This is a genomic window from Nocardioides caldifontis (assembly GCF_008087345.1).
Taxonomy (GTDB): domain Bacteria; phylum Actinomycetota; class Actinomycetes; order Propionibacteriales; family Nocardioidaceae; genus Marmoricola_A; species Marmoricola_A caldifontis.
Map to the genome: position 1 here is coordinate 517424 of NZ_VHIB01000008.1, position 13371 is coordinate 530794.

At 73.2% G+C, this 13371-nt stretch carries 11 protein-coding genes and 1 tRNA gene; 1 reads left to right on the forward strand and 11 read right to left on the reverse strand.

Features of this window, described 5'->3' with window-relative positions:
* Nucleotides 1–104: 104 nt before the first annotated feature.
* From rpmE to argS, 9 genes are all read right to left on the reverse strand, one after another.
* Nucleotides 105–341 carry a 50S ribosomal protein L31 gene (gene rpmE / locus FIP57_RS16750; RefSeq protein ID WP_148574649.1) on the reverse strand — a complete coding sequence of 79 codons (237 nt, stop codon included), beginning with the start codon at nt 339–341 and terminating at the stop codon, nt 105–107.
* Between the two features lie 96 nt (nt 342–437).
* Nucleotides 438–2051: a sensor histidine kinase gene (locus FIP57_RS16755; RefSeq protein WP_148574650.1), complete on the reverse strand. Its 1614-nt coding sequence runs from the start codon at nt 2049–2051 to the stop codon at nt 438–440.
* Between the two features lie 20 nt (nt 2052–2071).
* Nucleotides 2072–2446, reverse strand: a complete 375-nt coding sequence (locus FIP57_RS16760; protein WP_148574651.1) for a response regulator transcription factor — start codon at nt 2444–2446, stop codon at nt 2072–2074.
* 146 nt (nt 2447–2592) lie between these two features.
* Nucleotides 2593–4677 carry a transcription termination factor Rho gene (rho, locus tag FIP57_RS16765; RefSeq protein WP_148574652.1) on the reverse strand — a complete coding sequence of 695 codons (2085 nt, stop codon included), beginning with the start codon at nt 4675–4677 and terminating at the stop codon, nt 2593–2595.
* A gap of 214 nt (nt 4678–4891) precedes the next feature.
* Nucleotides 4892–5812, reverse strand: a complete 921-nt coding sequence (gene thrB, locus FIP57_RS16770) for a homoserine kinase (protein ID WP_148574653.1) — start codon at nt 5810–5812, stop codon at nt 4892–4894.
* Entirely contained in the window at nt 5809–6861 is a 1053-nt protein-coding gene (gene thrC / locus FIP57_RS16775) for a threonine synthase (protein ID WP_238993554.1), read from the reverse strand. Before thrC ends, thrB begins: the two co-directional genes overlap by 4 nt.
* Before the next feature lie 80 nt (nt 6862–6941).
* Nucleotides 6942–8279 carry a homoserine dehydrogenase gene (locus FIP57_RS16780; protein WP_238993530.1) on the reverse strand — a complete coding sequence of 446 codons (1338 nt, stop codon included), beginning with the start codon at nt 8277–8279 and terminating at the stop codon, nt 6942–6944.
* Nucleotides 8280–8284: 5 nt separating this feature from the next.
* Nucleotides 8285–9685, reverse strand: coding sequence for a diaminopimelate decarboxylase (gene lysA / locus FIP57_RS16785; RefSeq protein WP_148574656.1), 1401 nt, complete (start codon nt 9683–9685; stop codon nt 8285–8287).
* Between the two features lie 10 nt (nt 9686–9695).
* Nucleotides 9696–11357 (reverse strand): arginine--tRNA ligase, encoded by a 1662-nt coding sequence (argS, locus tag FIP57_RS16790; protein WP_148574657.1) that lies wholly within the window; start codon nt 11355–11357, stop codon nt 9696–9698.
* A gap of 90 nt (nt 11358–11447) precedes the next feature.
* On the opposite strand from argS, the gene FIP57_RS16795 reads away from it, so the two are divergent.
* Nucleotides 11448–11519, forward strand: a tRNA-Arg gene (locus FIP57_RS16795).
* Nucleotides 11520–11619: 100 nt separating this feature from the next.
* Here the strand turns inward: FIP57_RS16795 and FIP57_RS16800 are convergent.
* Complete coding sequence (locus FIP57_RS16800) at nt 11620–12570, reverse strand: LCP family protein (RefSeq protein WP_238993531.1); 951 nt, start codon at nt 12568–12570, stop codon at nt 11620–11622.
* Nucleotides 12567–13241 carry a hypothetical protein gene (locus FIP57_RS16805; protein ID WP_148574658.1) on the reverse strand — a complete coding sequence of 225 codons (675 nt, stop codon included), beginning with the start codon at nt 13239–13241 and terminating at the stop codon, nt 12567–12569. The genes FIP57_RS16800 and FIP57_RS16805 overlap by 4 nt, the downstream gene beginning before the upstream one ends.
* Between the last annotated feature and the right edge of the window lie 130 nt (nt 13242–13371).

Genomic DNA, 13371 nt, shown 5'->3' on the forward strand with positions numbered 1-13371 from the left:
GCTACCTCCTTCGCCCGTTCCCGCTCCTGCGGCGCAGCGACCACCACGCCGACATGCCGGACGCCGGCCCACCACGAGGTGGAGCCGGCGTCCTGCGTGACGGGCTACTTGCCCTGCTTGCCCTGCTTGCCCTGCTTGGCCTTGGCGTAGCGGGCCTCGAACCGGGCGACGCGACCGCCGGTGTCGAGGATCTTCTGCTTGCCGGTGTAGAAGGGGTGGCACGCGGAGCAGACATCGGCGTGGATGGAGCCGCTCGTCGCGGTGCTGCGCGTGGTGAACGTGTTGCCACAGGTGCAGGTCACCTGGGTCTCGACGTAGTCCGGGTGGATGCCGTTCTTCATGATGTCCTCTCGTGTGGGCCGCCGGGTCGTCCCCCGTCGGAGGACGTGAACCGGAGCCAAGGATCCAGTGTGGCAGAAACGCGCGAACCGGCGAAATTAGTCCCGGGTCAGCTGGGGCGCCGCAGCCGCCTGTCCCGCGGCCTGGTTCCCGGCCTGGTCCACCGCCCCGGGCTCGGCCGAGGTCGGGGGGAACGGCCGGGTGCTGGTGGGGAGGCGGAGCGTGAAGGTGGCTCCCTCGCCCTCCACCGAGTCGACGGCGAGCTGCCCCTCGTGGCGGTCGAGGATGGTCTGCACGATCCGCAGCCCGAGCCCGGTGCCGGAGATCTCGGCCTCGACCGCGTTGCGGGCGCGGTAGAACCGCGATCCGAGCCCCGGCAGGTCGGCCGCCGGGATCCCGATGCCCTCGTCGGAGACCTCGAGGACCGCCTCGGTGTCCTCCTGGCTCACCCGCACCTCGACGACCCCGCCCTGGCGGGAGAACTTGACCGCGTTGGTCACCAGGTTCTGCACCGCCCGGATCAGCTGGCTGCGGTCGCCGAGCACCACCACCGGGACCGGCGGGTGCTGGGTGCGCACGGTGATGTCGCGGGCCGCCGCGGTCAGCCGGATGTCGGAGGCGACCTCGGAGGCGATCCCGCGCAGGTCGACCGGCTCCATCGCGAAGGTGGTCTCCTCGGCGCGGGACAGGGCGAGGAGGTTCTCGATCAGCTCGGTGAGCCGGTCGAGGTTCCGCCGGATCGCACCCATCATCGTGAGCTGCTGGCTCGACAGGTTGCCGGTCAGGTCGTCCTGGAGCAGCTCGAGGTAGCCGGCGATGCTGGTCAGCGGGGTCCGCAGCTCGTGCGAGACCGTCGACACCAGGTCGGTGCGGACCCGGTCGATCGCCTCGAGCTGGTTGAGCACGTCGGCCTCGACCTCGACGGCGCGGATGTTCTCGTCGGTGAGCAGGTTGAGGGCGGACGCGATCTGCTGGATCTCCTCGGGGCCCTCGACCGCCGCGCGCGCCTCCAGGTCGCCGGAGCGGAGCCGCTCGAGCACCGCGGTGATGTCCGAGAGCGGCCGGACGACGTTCTCGCCCATCCGCCGGCCGAGCGTGACCACCCAGGCCACGGTGATCGCCGGGAGCAGGATGACCCCGACGAGCACGATGAAGGTGACCTGTTCGGTGCGGTCCCGGATCTCGCCGACGAGATCGTCGATGCGCATCTTGACCTGCTCGTTGACGTCCATGAAGGAGTCGAGCCGCTGCTTGTTCTCGCGGAGGGCTGCCTGCCGGTCCGCGGGCCTGGGCGCAGGATCCTCGAGCGTCGTCTCGGCGTACCTCGCCCACTCGGAGAGCACGTCGTCCTGCTGCGCGACGAGGTCGACGAGCTTCTCGTCGCCGTCGGCGAGGTCGCGCAGCGTCCGCTGGCTCAGGGGCAGCCACCCGGCAGCCGTGAGGTACGGCGCCTTCGAGGTCACCGGGATCCCGAGGATGTGGTCGTTCACCGCCGCGGAGGTGTCGCTGATCGCCTGCCGGATGTCGCGGTTGGCGACCTCGAGCTGGGTGACCCGGTCGGCGCTGTCCTGGATGGTGCGCGAGGACCACACCACCGCCGCGGCGCAGGCGACGGCGACGAGGGCGCAGACCGTGACGATCGAGGCGAGGGCGAGGAGGTACTGCCGGCGCAGGGAGGAGCGCGCCCCGTGGAGGGTGGGCCGGCCGACCATTCCCGTCGCCTCCCCTCGGATCACCCGGCGGCCCGCTGGAGCAAGGCGTCCACCTGGGAGGCCAGCTCACGGGGGCTGAACGGCTTGGTGACGTAGGCGTCGGCACCGGCGGCGAGCCCGGCGTCGACGTCGGCCGCCTGCGCGCGGGCGGTCAGGAGGATGACCGGGGTCGCGGCGACGGAGGGGTCGGACCGGATGGCCGCGCAGGCCTCCAGCCCGTTCATCCCGGGCATCATCAGGTCGAGGACGACCAGGTCCGGTCGGTCGGCGCGGCAGCGCTCGACGGCCTGGGCGCCGTTCTCGACGCTCACGACCTCGTGGCCGGAGCTTTCGAGCTTGAGCACGACCAGCGTGCGGACGTCGACGTCGTCGTCGGCGACCACGATCCTGGCCATGGCTCCTCCGGGGGTGGGTGCGCGTTGCCGCGGTGGGGATGCCGGGGGGACGCGCCCGCGCTACGCGTGCAGAGCGAGCATAGGACGCCGGACGCCGCCCGACGGTCCAAATGGCGACATCCGCCGGGCAGCCGCCCGACTTCTGCTCAGTCGTCCCCGCCGGTGGACGGGGTGGTCTTCTGGACCTGCATCAGGAACTCGATGTTGCTCTGCGACTTCCGGAGCCGCTCGAGCAGCAGCTCGAGTGCCTGCTGACCGTCGAGCCCGGAGAGCACCCGGCGCAGCTTCCAGACGATCGCGAGCTCCTCCTTGCTCATCAGGAGCTCCTCGCGGCGCGTGCCGGACTGGACGGCGTCGATCGCCGGGAAGAGCCGCTTGTCGGCGAACTCGCGCCGCAGCCGCAGCTCCATGTTGCCGGTGCCCTTGAACTCCTCGAAGATCACCTCGTCCATCTTCGAGCCGGTCTCGACGAGCGCCGTCGCGAGGATCGTCAGCGAGCCGCCGTCCTCGATGTTGCGGGCCGCCCCGAAGAACTTCTTCGGGGGGTACAGCGCGCTCGAGTCGACGCCGCCGGAGAGGATCCGGCCGCTGGCCGGCGCCGCCAGGTTGTACGCACGGCCCAGCCGCGTGATCCCGTCGAGGAGCACCACGACGTCGTGGCCGAGCTCGACGAGCCGCTTGGCCCGCTCGATGGCGAGCTCCGCGACCGTGGTGTGGTCGCTGGCCGGGCGGTCGAACGTCGAGGCGATGACCTCGCCCTTCACCGTCCGCTGGAAGTCGGTGACCTCCTCGGGCCGCTCGTCCACCAGCACGATCATCAGGTGGCACTCGGGGTTGTTGGTGGTGATCGAGTTCGCGATCGACTGCAGGATCATCGTCTTGCCGGCCTTGGGCGGCGAGACGATGAGGCCGCGCTGCCCCTTGCCGATCGGTGCCGCGATGTCGATGACCCGACCGATCAGGTTGTCGTGGCCCGTCTCGAGCCGGAGCCGCTCGGAGGCGTAGAGCGGCGTCAGCTTGCTGAAGTCGACCCGGTCCTTCGCCGCCTCGACGTCGCCGCCGTTGATCGTCTCGATCCGGACCAGCGGGTTGAACTTCTCCTTGCGCTCCCCCTCGCGGGCCTGGCGCACCGCACCGGTGACCGCGTCGCCCTTGCGGAGGCCGTACTTGCGGACCATCGAGAGCGAGACGTAGACGTCGTTCGGGCCGGGGAGGTAGCCGCTGGTCCGGACGAACGCGTAGTTGTCGAGGATGTCGACGATCCCCGCGACCGGGACGAGCACGTCGTCCTCGGTGACCTCGAGGTCCACGTCCTGGTGCTGGCGGCGGTCCCGGTAGCCGCCGCCCTGCGGCTGGTTGCTCTGGCGGTCGCGGTCGCGGCCGCGGCGGCGGCGACGACGGTTGCTGCCGCCGTCCTCGTCGCCCTGGTCACCGTGCGCGCCCTGCTGGCCCCGGTTGCCCTGCTGGTCCTGCTGGCCCTGCTCGCCGCGGTCCTGCTGGTCCCGCTGGTCCCGCTGGTCCCTCTGGTCCCTCTGGTCGCGCTGGTCGCGCTGGTCACGCTGGTCACGGCCAACGCGGCCCTTGCCGCGCTCCTCGCCCTGACGGTCGTCCTGATGGTTCCGGTTCTGCTGTTCGCGGTCCTGCTGGTTCCGGTCCTGCTGGGTCCGGTCCTGCTGGGTCCGGTCCTGCTGGTTCCGATCGCGGCCGCCCTGGTCGTACTGGCCGCGCTCCTGACGGCCGCCCTGGTCGTCCCGGCGGTCGTCCCGCTGGTTGCCCCGGTTGTCGTTCCGCTGCTCGTGCTCCCCGCGGCGGTCGTCCGAGCCCTGCTCCCGACGGGCCTCCTGGCGCTGCTCGGCGCGCTGCTCCTGACGAGGCTCCTGACGAGGCTCCTGGCGAGGCTCCTGGCGGGACTCCTGCGGCTGCTCCTGACGAGGCTCCTGACGAGGCTCCTGGCGAGGCTCCTGCCGGACCTCCTGGCGGGGCTCCTGACGGGGCTCCCGAGCCGGCTCGGCGGGCGCAGTCGAGGGGCCCGACGAGGTCTGACCGGCCTGGGCGGCCCGGATCGCGTCGACGAGCTGGGCCTTCTTCATCCCGCTCACGCCCTTGATGCCGAGGCCGCCGGCGATCTGCTTCAGCTCGGGCAGCAGCTTGCTGCTGAGCCCGCCGGCGCCGCGGCTGCGGCGCGGCGCGCTCTCCGGTGCGGCGGGGGTGGTGGCGGCTGTCTCGGTCACGTGAGGTCCTTCCCACGTACAGGCCAGGTCGGTTCTCCGACGGCCGTGAACAGGAGTGGTATCCGCCAGCTCGGACGGGAGGCAGGTGTGGGGGTGCACGAACCCGACGTACGAGCTGAAGGAGGTGAAGCGCTTGCCTCCGGCTGGGGTGCCAACGTCGGTGAGGACTGCATCAGCCGTGTCCCAAGCGCTGGATCAGACTAGCACCACAGGTTCATGTGAGGTGGGCAACTCCCCCGGGATCCACCCCGGGGTCGAGCGCACGCCACCCGGAGGGGGTCCGAGCGGTCACCTCGGCGACCCGTGCCGGCTCGGGCAGGGCGAGCACCGTCGGTCCGGCCCCGGAGATGACCGCCGGGATCCGGAGGTCGCGGAGCTCCTGGACGAGGGCGGCGGAGCGGGGCATGGCGGGTGCGCGGTAGCGCTGGTGGAGCCGGTCCTCGGTCGCCTCGAGGAGGGCGTGGGCGCCCGACGCGAGCGCCGCGACGAGGAGCGCCGCCCGGCCCGCCGAGAAGGCGGCGTCCTCGTGCGGCACCATGGGCGGGAGCAGCCGCCGCGCCACCGTGGTGGCCAGCGGGTCGGGCGGCACCAGGAGGACCGGGGTGACCGCGGCCGTGACGTCCAGCCGGACCGCGCGCGCCCGTCCGCCCTCCGTCCAGCCGATGGTGAGCCCGCCGTGGACCGCCGCCGCGACGTTGTCGGGGTGCCCCTCGAGCTCGGCGCCGATCTCGAAGAGCCGGTCGTCGGTCAGCGCCTCGCCGGCCGGACCGGCAAGCGCCCGCGCGACCGCGAGCCCGCCGACGATGGCCGCCGACGACGAGCCCATGCCGCGGCCGTGCGGGATCGCGTTGACGCAGTGCAGCCGGACCGGGGGCACCGCCAGCCCGAGCTCGGCGAAGCCCCGGGACATCGCGCGGTGCACGAGGTGGCCGGAGTCGAGCGGGACCTCGTTCGCCCCCTCGCCCTCGACGAGGATCACCGGCGCGGGTCCGTCGACGACCTCGGCGGTGAGCAGGTCGTGGTGGCCGAGCGCGAGCCCGAGCGCGTCGTACCCCGGGCCGAGGTTGGCGCTGCTCGCGGGCACCCGCACCCGCACGGGACCGGTGGCCGACCCCGTGGCGGAGCTGCCCGTCACGCCAGTCCGGCGGCGCGGGCGGCCGCCTCGGCGTCGGGCTGGACGACCGTGTCGACGAGGTCGGTGAAGGTGGAGAGCGCGGTGTCGATGTCCTTGAGCCCGTGGCCGGTGACGGTCACGACGAGCCGGCGCCCCTCCAGCTCGGCTCGCCGCGCGGGGTCGGCGGCGTCCTTGAGGAGCCCGGCCACCGAGGCCGCCGAGCCGGGCTCGACGAAGATCCCCTCGGCGGAGGCGAGCTGCCGCTGCGCGGCCAGGATCTCCTCGTCCTCCACCGCACCGAAGCGGCCGCCCGAGGACGTCGCGGCGTCGACCGCGAGGTGCCAGGAGGCCGGGTTGCCGATCCGGATCGCGGAGGCCACCGTCTCGGGGGCGAGCACCGGCTCCCCTGCTACCAGCGGCGCCGCGCCGGCGGCCTGCCAGCCGAGCATCCGGGGCCGCTGGGTGCTGACGCCGAGCTCGGAGTACTCCACGTAACCCTTCCAGTACGCCGAGATGTTGCCGGCGTTGCCGACCGGCAGCACGTGGACGTCGGGGGCGTCGCCGAGGAAGTCGACGATCTCGAAGGCCGCGGTCTTCTGGCCCTCGAGGCGGTAGGGGTTCACCGAGTTGACCAGCGCCACCGGGTAGCGCTCGGCGAGCTCGCGGGACATCCGCAGGCAGTCGTCGAAGTTGCCGCGGACCATGATCACCTGGGCCCCGTGCACGATCGCCTGCGCGAGCTTGCCGGCGGCGATCTTCCCCTGGGGCACGAGCACCAGCGGCTTGACCTTCGCGCGCGCGGCGTACGCCGCCATCGACGCGCTGGTGTTGCCGGTCGAGGCGCAGACGACCGCCTCGGCGCCCTGGCCGACGGCCACCGAGAGCGCGACGGTCATCCCGCGGTCCTTGAAGGAGCCGGTCGGGTTGTCGCCCTCCACCTTGATCCAGACCTCGGCGCCGGTGGCCCGGGAGAGCCACGGGCTGTCGACGAGCGGCGTGCCGCCCTCGCGCAGGGTGTGCGTCGGGGTGCCCTCCGGCAGCGGGAGGAGCGAGCGGTACTCCTCGATCACGCCCCGCCACTGGTGGGTCGTCGGGCCGGCAGAGCCGGCCTGGCCGGCGGCGCCCTGGACGGTGGTGGTGCCCTGGCCGGTCACTCCGCCTCCGCTCCTTCGACCCGCATCACCGAGGAGACGTCGCGGACCTCGGGCATCGCCCGGAGCGTCTCGACGGTCGCCTGGAGGTCGGCGTCGGAGGCGGCGTGCGAGACAACCACGAGCTGGGCGTCGTCGCCGCGCCCCTCCTGCCGGACGGTCTGGATCGAGACGCCGTGCTCGGCGAACGCCTGGGCGACCACCGCGAGGACTCCGGCGCGGTCGTCGACGTCGACCGAGACGTGGTAGCGGGTGCGGGCCTGGCCGATCGGCTGCACCGGGAGGTCCGCGTACGCCGACTCCCCCGGCCCCCGGACGTCGGCGAGCCGGTTGCGGGCGACCGTGACCAGGTCGCCGAGCACCGCGGACGCGGTCGGCGAGCCACCGGCGCCGGGGCCGTAGAACATCAGCTGGCCGGCGGCGTCGCTCTCCACGAACACCGCGTTGTAGGCGCCGCGCACGCTGGCGAGCGGGTGGGACCTCGGGATCATCGCCGGGTGGACCCGGGCGGAGACGGCAGGCCCGTCGGGTCCGTCGGTCAGGTCGCAGATCGCGAGGAGCTTGACCACGCACCCCATCTCACGGGCGGAGGCGACGTCGGCCGCGCTGACGTCGGAGATCCCCTCCCGGTGGACGTCGGCGGCGACCACCCGGGTGTGGAAGGCCAGGCTGGCGAGGATGGCAGCCTTCGCGGCGGCGTCGAACCCCTCCACGTCGGCGGTCGGGTCGGCCTCGGCGTACCCGAGCGCCTGGGCCTCCTCGAGCGACTCGGTGAACCCGGCGCCGGAGGTGTCCATCCGGTCGAGGATGAAGTTCGTGGTGCCGTTGACGATGCCGAGCACCCGGCGGACCCGGTCGCCGGCGAGGGACTCGCGGAGCGGGCGGAGGATCGGGATCGCGCCGGCGACGGCCGCCTCGTAGTAGAGGTCGCGGCCGAACTTGTCCGCCGCCTCGTAGAGGGTGGCGCCGTCCTCGGCGAGCAGCGCCTTGTTCGCGGTGACCACGCTGGCGCCCGACTCCAGGGCCGTGAGGATGAGGCCGCGGGCGGGCTCGATGCCCCCGATCACCTCGACCACCAGGTCGACGCCGGAGGTCACCAGCCCCTGAGCGTCGGTGGTCAGCAGCTCCGGCGGGACCTCCACGTCCCGGCGCGCGTCGAGGCGGCGCACCGCCACCCCGGCGAGCTCGAGAGGGGCACCGACCCGGGCCGCGAGGTCGTCGGCCTGCTCCAGGAGCAGCCGCACGACCTGGCTGCCCACCGAGCCACAGCCGAGCACCGCGACGCGCAGCGGCGCGCGCGTGCTCCCGGGGCTCCTGCTCTCCACAGCCGTCGTCACGCCCGTCATCGTCCCACGTCGGTGCCGAGCAGGTCGTCCTCGGTCTCACGTCGCACGACGACGGTGGCCACGCCGTCACGCACCGCGACCACCGGCGGACGCAGCAGGTGGTTGTAGTTGCTGGCCATCGACCGGCAGTAGGCGCCGGTGCCCGGGACCGCGAGGAGGTCGCCGGGGCGCACGTCACCGGGAAGGAACTCGTCGCGCACCACGATGTCGCCGGCCTCGCAGTGCTTGCCGACGACGCGGGCCAGGACCGGGGCGGCGTCCGAGCGCCGGGAGGCCAGGGTGGCCGAGTAGTCGGCGTCGTACAGCGCGGTGCGGATGTTGTCGCTCATCCCGCCGTCGACGGAGACGTAGGTGCGCGAGGCGCCCGCGTCGAGCCGGACCTCCTTGACCGTGCCGACCTCGTAGAGGGTGCACATCGCCGGACCGACGATCGCGCGGCCCGGCTCGATCGAGAGCCGCGGGACGTCGACCTCGAGCGCCCGGGCCTCGTGCTCGACGATCTTGGTCAGCTCGACGGCCAGCTGCGAGGGGTCCGACGGGTCGTCCTGGGTGGTGTAGGCGATCCCGAAGCCGCCGCCGAGGTCGAGCTCGGGCATCACCACCCCGAGCTCGTCGGAGACCCGCGCGTGAAGGGCCAGCACCCGCCGCGCGGCGACCTCGAACCCGGAGGTGTCGAAGATCTGCGAGCCGATGTGGCTGTGCAGGCCGAGCAGCCGGAGCCCCGGCGCGGCCTCGATCCGGCGTACGGCCTCGAACGCGTCGCCGGAGGTGATCGAGAAGCCGAACTTCTGGTCCTCGTGGGCGGTGGCGATGTACTCGTGGGTGTGCGCCTCGACGCCGGCGGTGACCCGCACCATCAGCGGCGCCTCCGCGCCGGTCTCGGCGGTCAGCGCGAGGAGCCGGTCGATCTCGTCGAACGAGTCGACGATGATCCGCCCCACCCCCACCTCGAGGGCGCGCCGGAGCTCGACGACCGACTTGTTGTTGCCGTGGAACCCGATCCGCGCCGGCTCGATGCCGGCCCGGAGCGCGACCGTCAGCTCGCCGCCGGAGCAGACGTCGATGTTCAGCCCCTCCTCGGCGACCCATCGCGCGACGGTGGTGCAGATGAACGCCTTCGCGGCGTAGTAGACGTCGTAGTCGGCGAAGGCCTCGCGGAAGGCGCGGGCGCGGCGGCGGAAGTCCTCCTCGTCGAGGACGTACGCCGGGGTGCCGTGATCGCGGGCGAGGTCGCGGAGGTCGACGCCACCGACGACCAGCGCGCCCTCGTAGGTCTTGCGCGCGGTGACCGGCCAGAGCAGCGGCACGAGCGCGTTGGGGTCGGCCGGCTCACGGAGCCAGGCAGGCCCCTTCGTCCCGATGTCGGCGTGCAGCGCGCCGGCCTGGTGCGACCTCATGGCGCCGCTCTCACATCCGCTCGGGCGCGGTGACGCCGAGCAGCGCCAGCCCGTTCCCGAGCACGATCCGGGTCGCGGCGACCAGCAGCAGCCGGGCGCGGTGCAGGTCGCCGGGCTCCTCGTCGCCCTGCGGGAGCACCCGGCAGGCGTCGTAGAACCGGTGGAAGGTGCCGGCGGTCTCCTCGAGGTAGCGCGCCACCCGGTGCGGCTCGCGCAGCTGCGCGGCGGAGGCGACGACGCGCGGGAACTCGGCGAGCGCCCGGAGCAGGTCGCCCTCCCGCTCGTGCGAGAGCAGCGCCGGGTCGAAGTCGTCGCCCGCCGGGGCGAGGTCGAGGTCGGCGGCGTTGCGCAGGATCGAGGCGAGCCGGGCGTGGGCGTACTGCACGTAGTAGACGGGGTTCTCCGCGCTGGCCCGGGTGATCTCCTCGACGTCGAGCGTCAGCGGGGAGTCCACCGGGTAGCGGGAGAGCGTGTAGCGCAGCGCGTCGACGCCGATGAGGTCGACCAGCTCGCCCAGGGTCACGATCGAGCCGGCGCGCTTGCTGAGCCGCACCTCCTCGCCGCCGCGGAGGATCTTGACCAGCTGGCCGATCAGCACCTCGATGTTCGACTCGGGGTCGTCGCCCGCGCACGCCGCCATCGCCTTCAGCCGGCCGACGTAGCCGTGGTGGTCGGCGCCGAGGAGGTAGATGCAGAGGTCGAAGCCGCGCTCGCGCTTGTCGACGTAGTAGGCGGTGTCGGAGGCGAAGTAGGTCAGCTCCCCGTTGCTCCGCCGCAGCACCCGGTCCTTGTCGTCGCCGTAGTCGGTGGTGCGCATCCACAGCGCGCCGTCGGCCTCGTAGAGGTGGCCCTGCTTGTCGAGGACCTGGAGGCCGTGGTCGACCTTGCCCTCGCCGTAGAGGCTCCGCTCGGAGAACCAGACGTCGAAGTGGGTCTGGAAGACCTCGAGCTGCTGCTGCTGCTCGGCGAGCTGGAGCCGGTAGGCCTCCTCGCGGAACGCGACCAGCCGCTCGTCGTCGGGCAGGTCGACGATGTCGGGACGCGCCGCGACGACCTGCTCGGCGAGCTCGTGGATGTAGGCGCCGTGGTAGCCGTCCTCCGGGACCGGCCGGCCCAGGGCCGCGGCCTCGACGGACGCGCCGAACTTGTCCATCTGGTTGCCGCGGTCGTTGACGTAGAACTCGCGGGTCACCGAGGCCCCCGCCGCCTCCATCACCCGGGCGAGGGCGTCGCCCACCGCCGCCCACCGGGTGTGCCCGAGGTGCAGCGGACCCGTGGGGTTCGCGGAGATGAACTCGACGTTGACCGAGCGTCCGGCGAGCGCCTCGTTGCGGCCGTACGACGCCCCGGCGGCCACGACCTGCGCCGCGACCCTCCCCTGGGCGCCGGCCTCGACCGTGATGTTGAGGAACCCGGGACCCGCGACCTGCACGTCGGCGACGCCGCCGACCTCGCGGAGCGCGTCGGCGAGCAGCCCCGCCAGCTCCTGGGGGCGCATCCCCGCCTTCTTGGCGAGCTGGAGCGCGACGTTGGTCGCGTAGTCGCCGTGGCTGCGGACCTTCGGCCGCTCCACGACCACGGAGCCCGGCACCTCGGCCAGCGCCACGGCGCCACGGGTCACCAGCCCTTCGAGGACGTGGACGACCGCGTCGGAGATCTGCTGGGGGGTCACCTGCCGAGTTTATCGGCGGTGTCGAAGCGATACCGGCGGCGGTCCGCTGCCTGGTAGTCATGTAGGCTTCCGGCGCGTCAAGGCCGCGAGGCCCCCGTAGCTCAGGGGATAGAGCACCGCCCTCCGGAGGCGGGAGCGTAGGTTCGAATCCTACCGGGGGCGCAGGTGAGCCCGAGCCGAGCTTGCTCGAGCTCGTGGCGAGGCAAGTCCCCGGTCGAGGAGCGCAGCGACGAGCACCGGGGGCGCTTCTCTTGGAAGCGCGTCAGCAGCCGCGCTCGAAGGTCCCGTCGTTGCGGGCCTCGTTCCCGAGCCGGCGGGCCGTCGAGACGTCGGGGATCACGATGCTCGCCCCTCCTGCGGTGCCGAACGAGCCGCCGATCACGCAGCCGCGGAGCCGGTCGGGGCGGACCTTGGTGACCGCGCGGGCGAGCCGGTAGAGCTCCACCGGCGACAGGTCGGTGTTGGTGTTGCGCAGCACGGAGAGCACCCCCCGCTCGAAGAACCCGGGGCGGTCCAGGCGGCTGCGCACCGTGGCCAGGGTCCCGCGGAGCAGTGCCTGCTGGTTCGCCGACCGGTCGAAGTCGCCCCGCGGAAGGGCGTAGCGGGCGCGGCTGAAGAACAGCGCCTCACGGGCGTCGAGCCGGTTCCGGCCCTGCCGGACGTGGCCGGGCATCTTGGGGTCGGTGATGTCGAACCGCGACTGCACCACCACGCCGCCGGCGGTGTACACCATCGACTGCAGCCCCTCGAACGTGGTGGTGAAGACGTAGTCCGGCCGGACCCCCACCAGGTCCCCGACGGCGCGGGCCATCAGTGGCGGACCGCCGTACGTCATGGCGGCGTTGATCTTGTCGCTGCCCCGGCCGGGGATGGGGACGTAGGAGTCGCGCGGCACGCCGATCATCACGCCGCGGCCGGTCTCGAGGTTGAGCCCCACCATCTGGATCGCGTCCGCGCGCGAGCGCCACGGCGGGTCGCCGGGACGGGCGTCGGAGCCCAGGACCAGGACCCAGACCATGCGGCGGTCGTGGTCGACGCCGTCGGCGCGGTCGACCTTGACCAGGGAGGCCGGGGTGCTCCTCAGCGACGGGTCGGGCACCACCAGCGCCGCCACCGCGAGGACGACGGCCAGCAGGGCCGTCCTGCGCCAGCGGTACGCGCGGCCGCGACCACGCCTGGCGTCGAGCCTGCTCGTGCGTGTGCTCGCGGTCACCGGTTGCCTCCGCTCGTGCCGTCCTTCTCGGTGCTGGCGTCGACGCGTCCACCGGCACCCGACATCGCCAGCTCGTAGCCGAAGACCTGCCACCCGCGACGCGTCGGGGTCAGGTGCAGCTGGCCGGTCACCGTCGAGCGTGAACCGTCGGCGGTGAGCACCAGCCTGACGGCTGCCGTCGCCCCCACCGGCTGGCGCGGGCGCGGCGAGAGCACCGCCACCCGGACCCGGCCCGAGCGGAGCACCGGCGGCTCACCGTCACCGGCGCCGAGCCGCCGACCGGTCGTCACGTCGGCGTCACGACGGGCCAGCCGGCGCGCCTTGTCGGTGAACCCGGGGAACGCCTTGCCCCGGCCGACGTACGCGTCCTCGACGTACTCCTCGAGCAGCACGCGGAGCTGCTTCGCGAGCCGCCGCTCGGCGGCCGGGTGCAGCTTCCCGGCGACCCGCACCACCCGGGTGGGCACCGCGACGCCCGGATCGCCCTTCTCGTCCGCAGGCTCGCCGGGCTCCGTGGCGGTCGGGGCGTCCTCCTCGTCACCCGAGAGCGCGAGCACCGCCGCACCCCCGCCGAGCAGGAGCACGACCACGGCGACCAGCGCGACGACCAGGGTCCGGCGGGACCGGGCCGGCGGTCGCGAGGCGTCGTCGGACGCATGAGGAGAGCGCATACGGGCATTCTCGACGTGGCGCGGGGCCGGGCTCGTGGCACCCCCTGTGGAAGGTCCAGGTCGGCGCGCCGCACCAGCAGCCGCGCACGCTGGTGCGAAGGACTAGATTGGAGGCCGGTCCCACCGCGGT

What these genes read in the sequence shown, in the direction of transcription:
- rpmE (WP_148574649.1), bottom strand. Translation starts at nt 341, where the DNA reads ATGAAGAACGGCATCCACCCGGACTACGTCGAGACCCAGGTGACCTGC.
- FIP57_RS16755 (WP_148574650.1), bottom strand. Translation starts at nt 2,051, where the DNA reads ATGGTCGGCCGGCCCACCCTCCACGGGGCGCGCTCCTCCCTGCGCCGG.
- FIP57_RS16805 (WP_148574658.1), bottom strand. Translation starts at nt 13,241, where the DNA reads ATGCGCTCTCCTCATGCGTCCGACGACGCCTCGCGACCGCCGGCCCGG.
- FIP57_RS16760 (WP_148574651.1), bottom strand. Translation starts at nt 2,446, where the DNA reads ATGGCCAGGATCGTGGTCGCCGACGACGACGTCGACGTCCGCACGCTG.
- lysA (WP_148574656.1), bottom strand. Translation starts at nt 9,685, where the DNA reads ATGAGGTCGCACCAGGCCGGCGCGCTGCACGCCGACATCGGGACGAAG.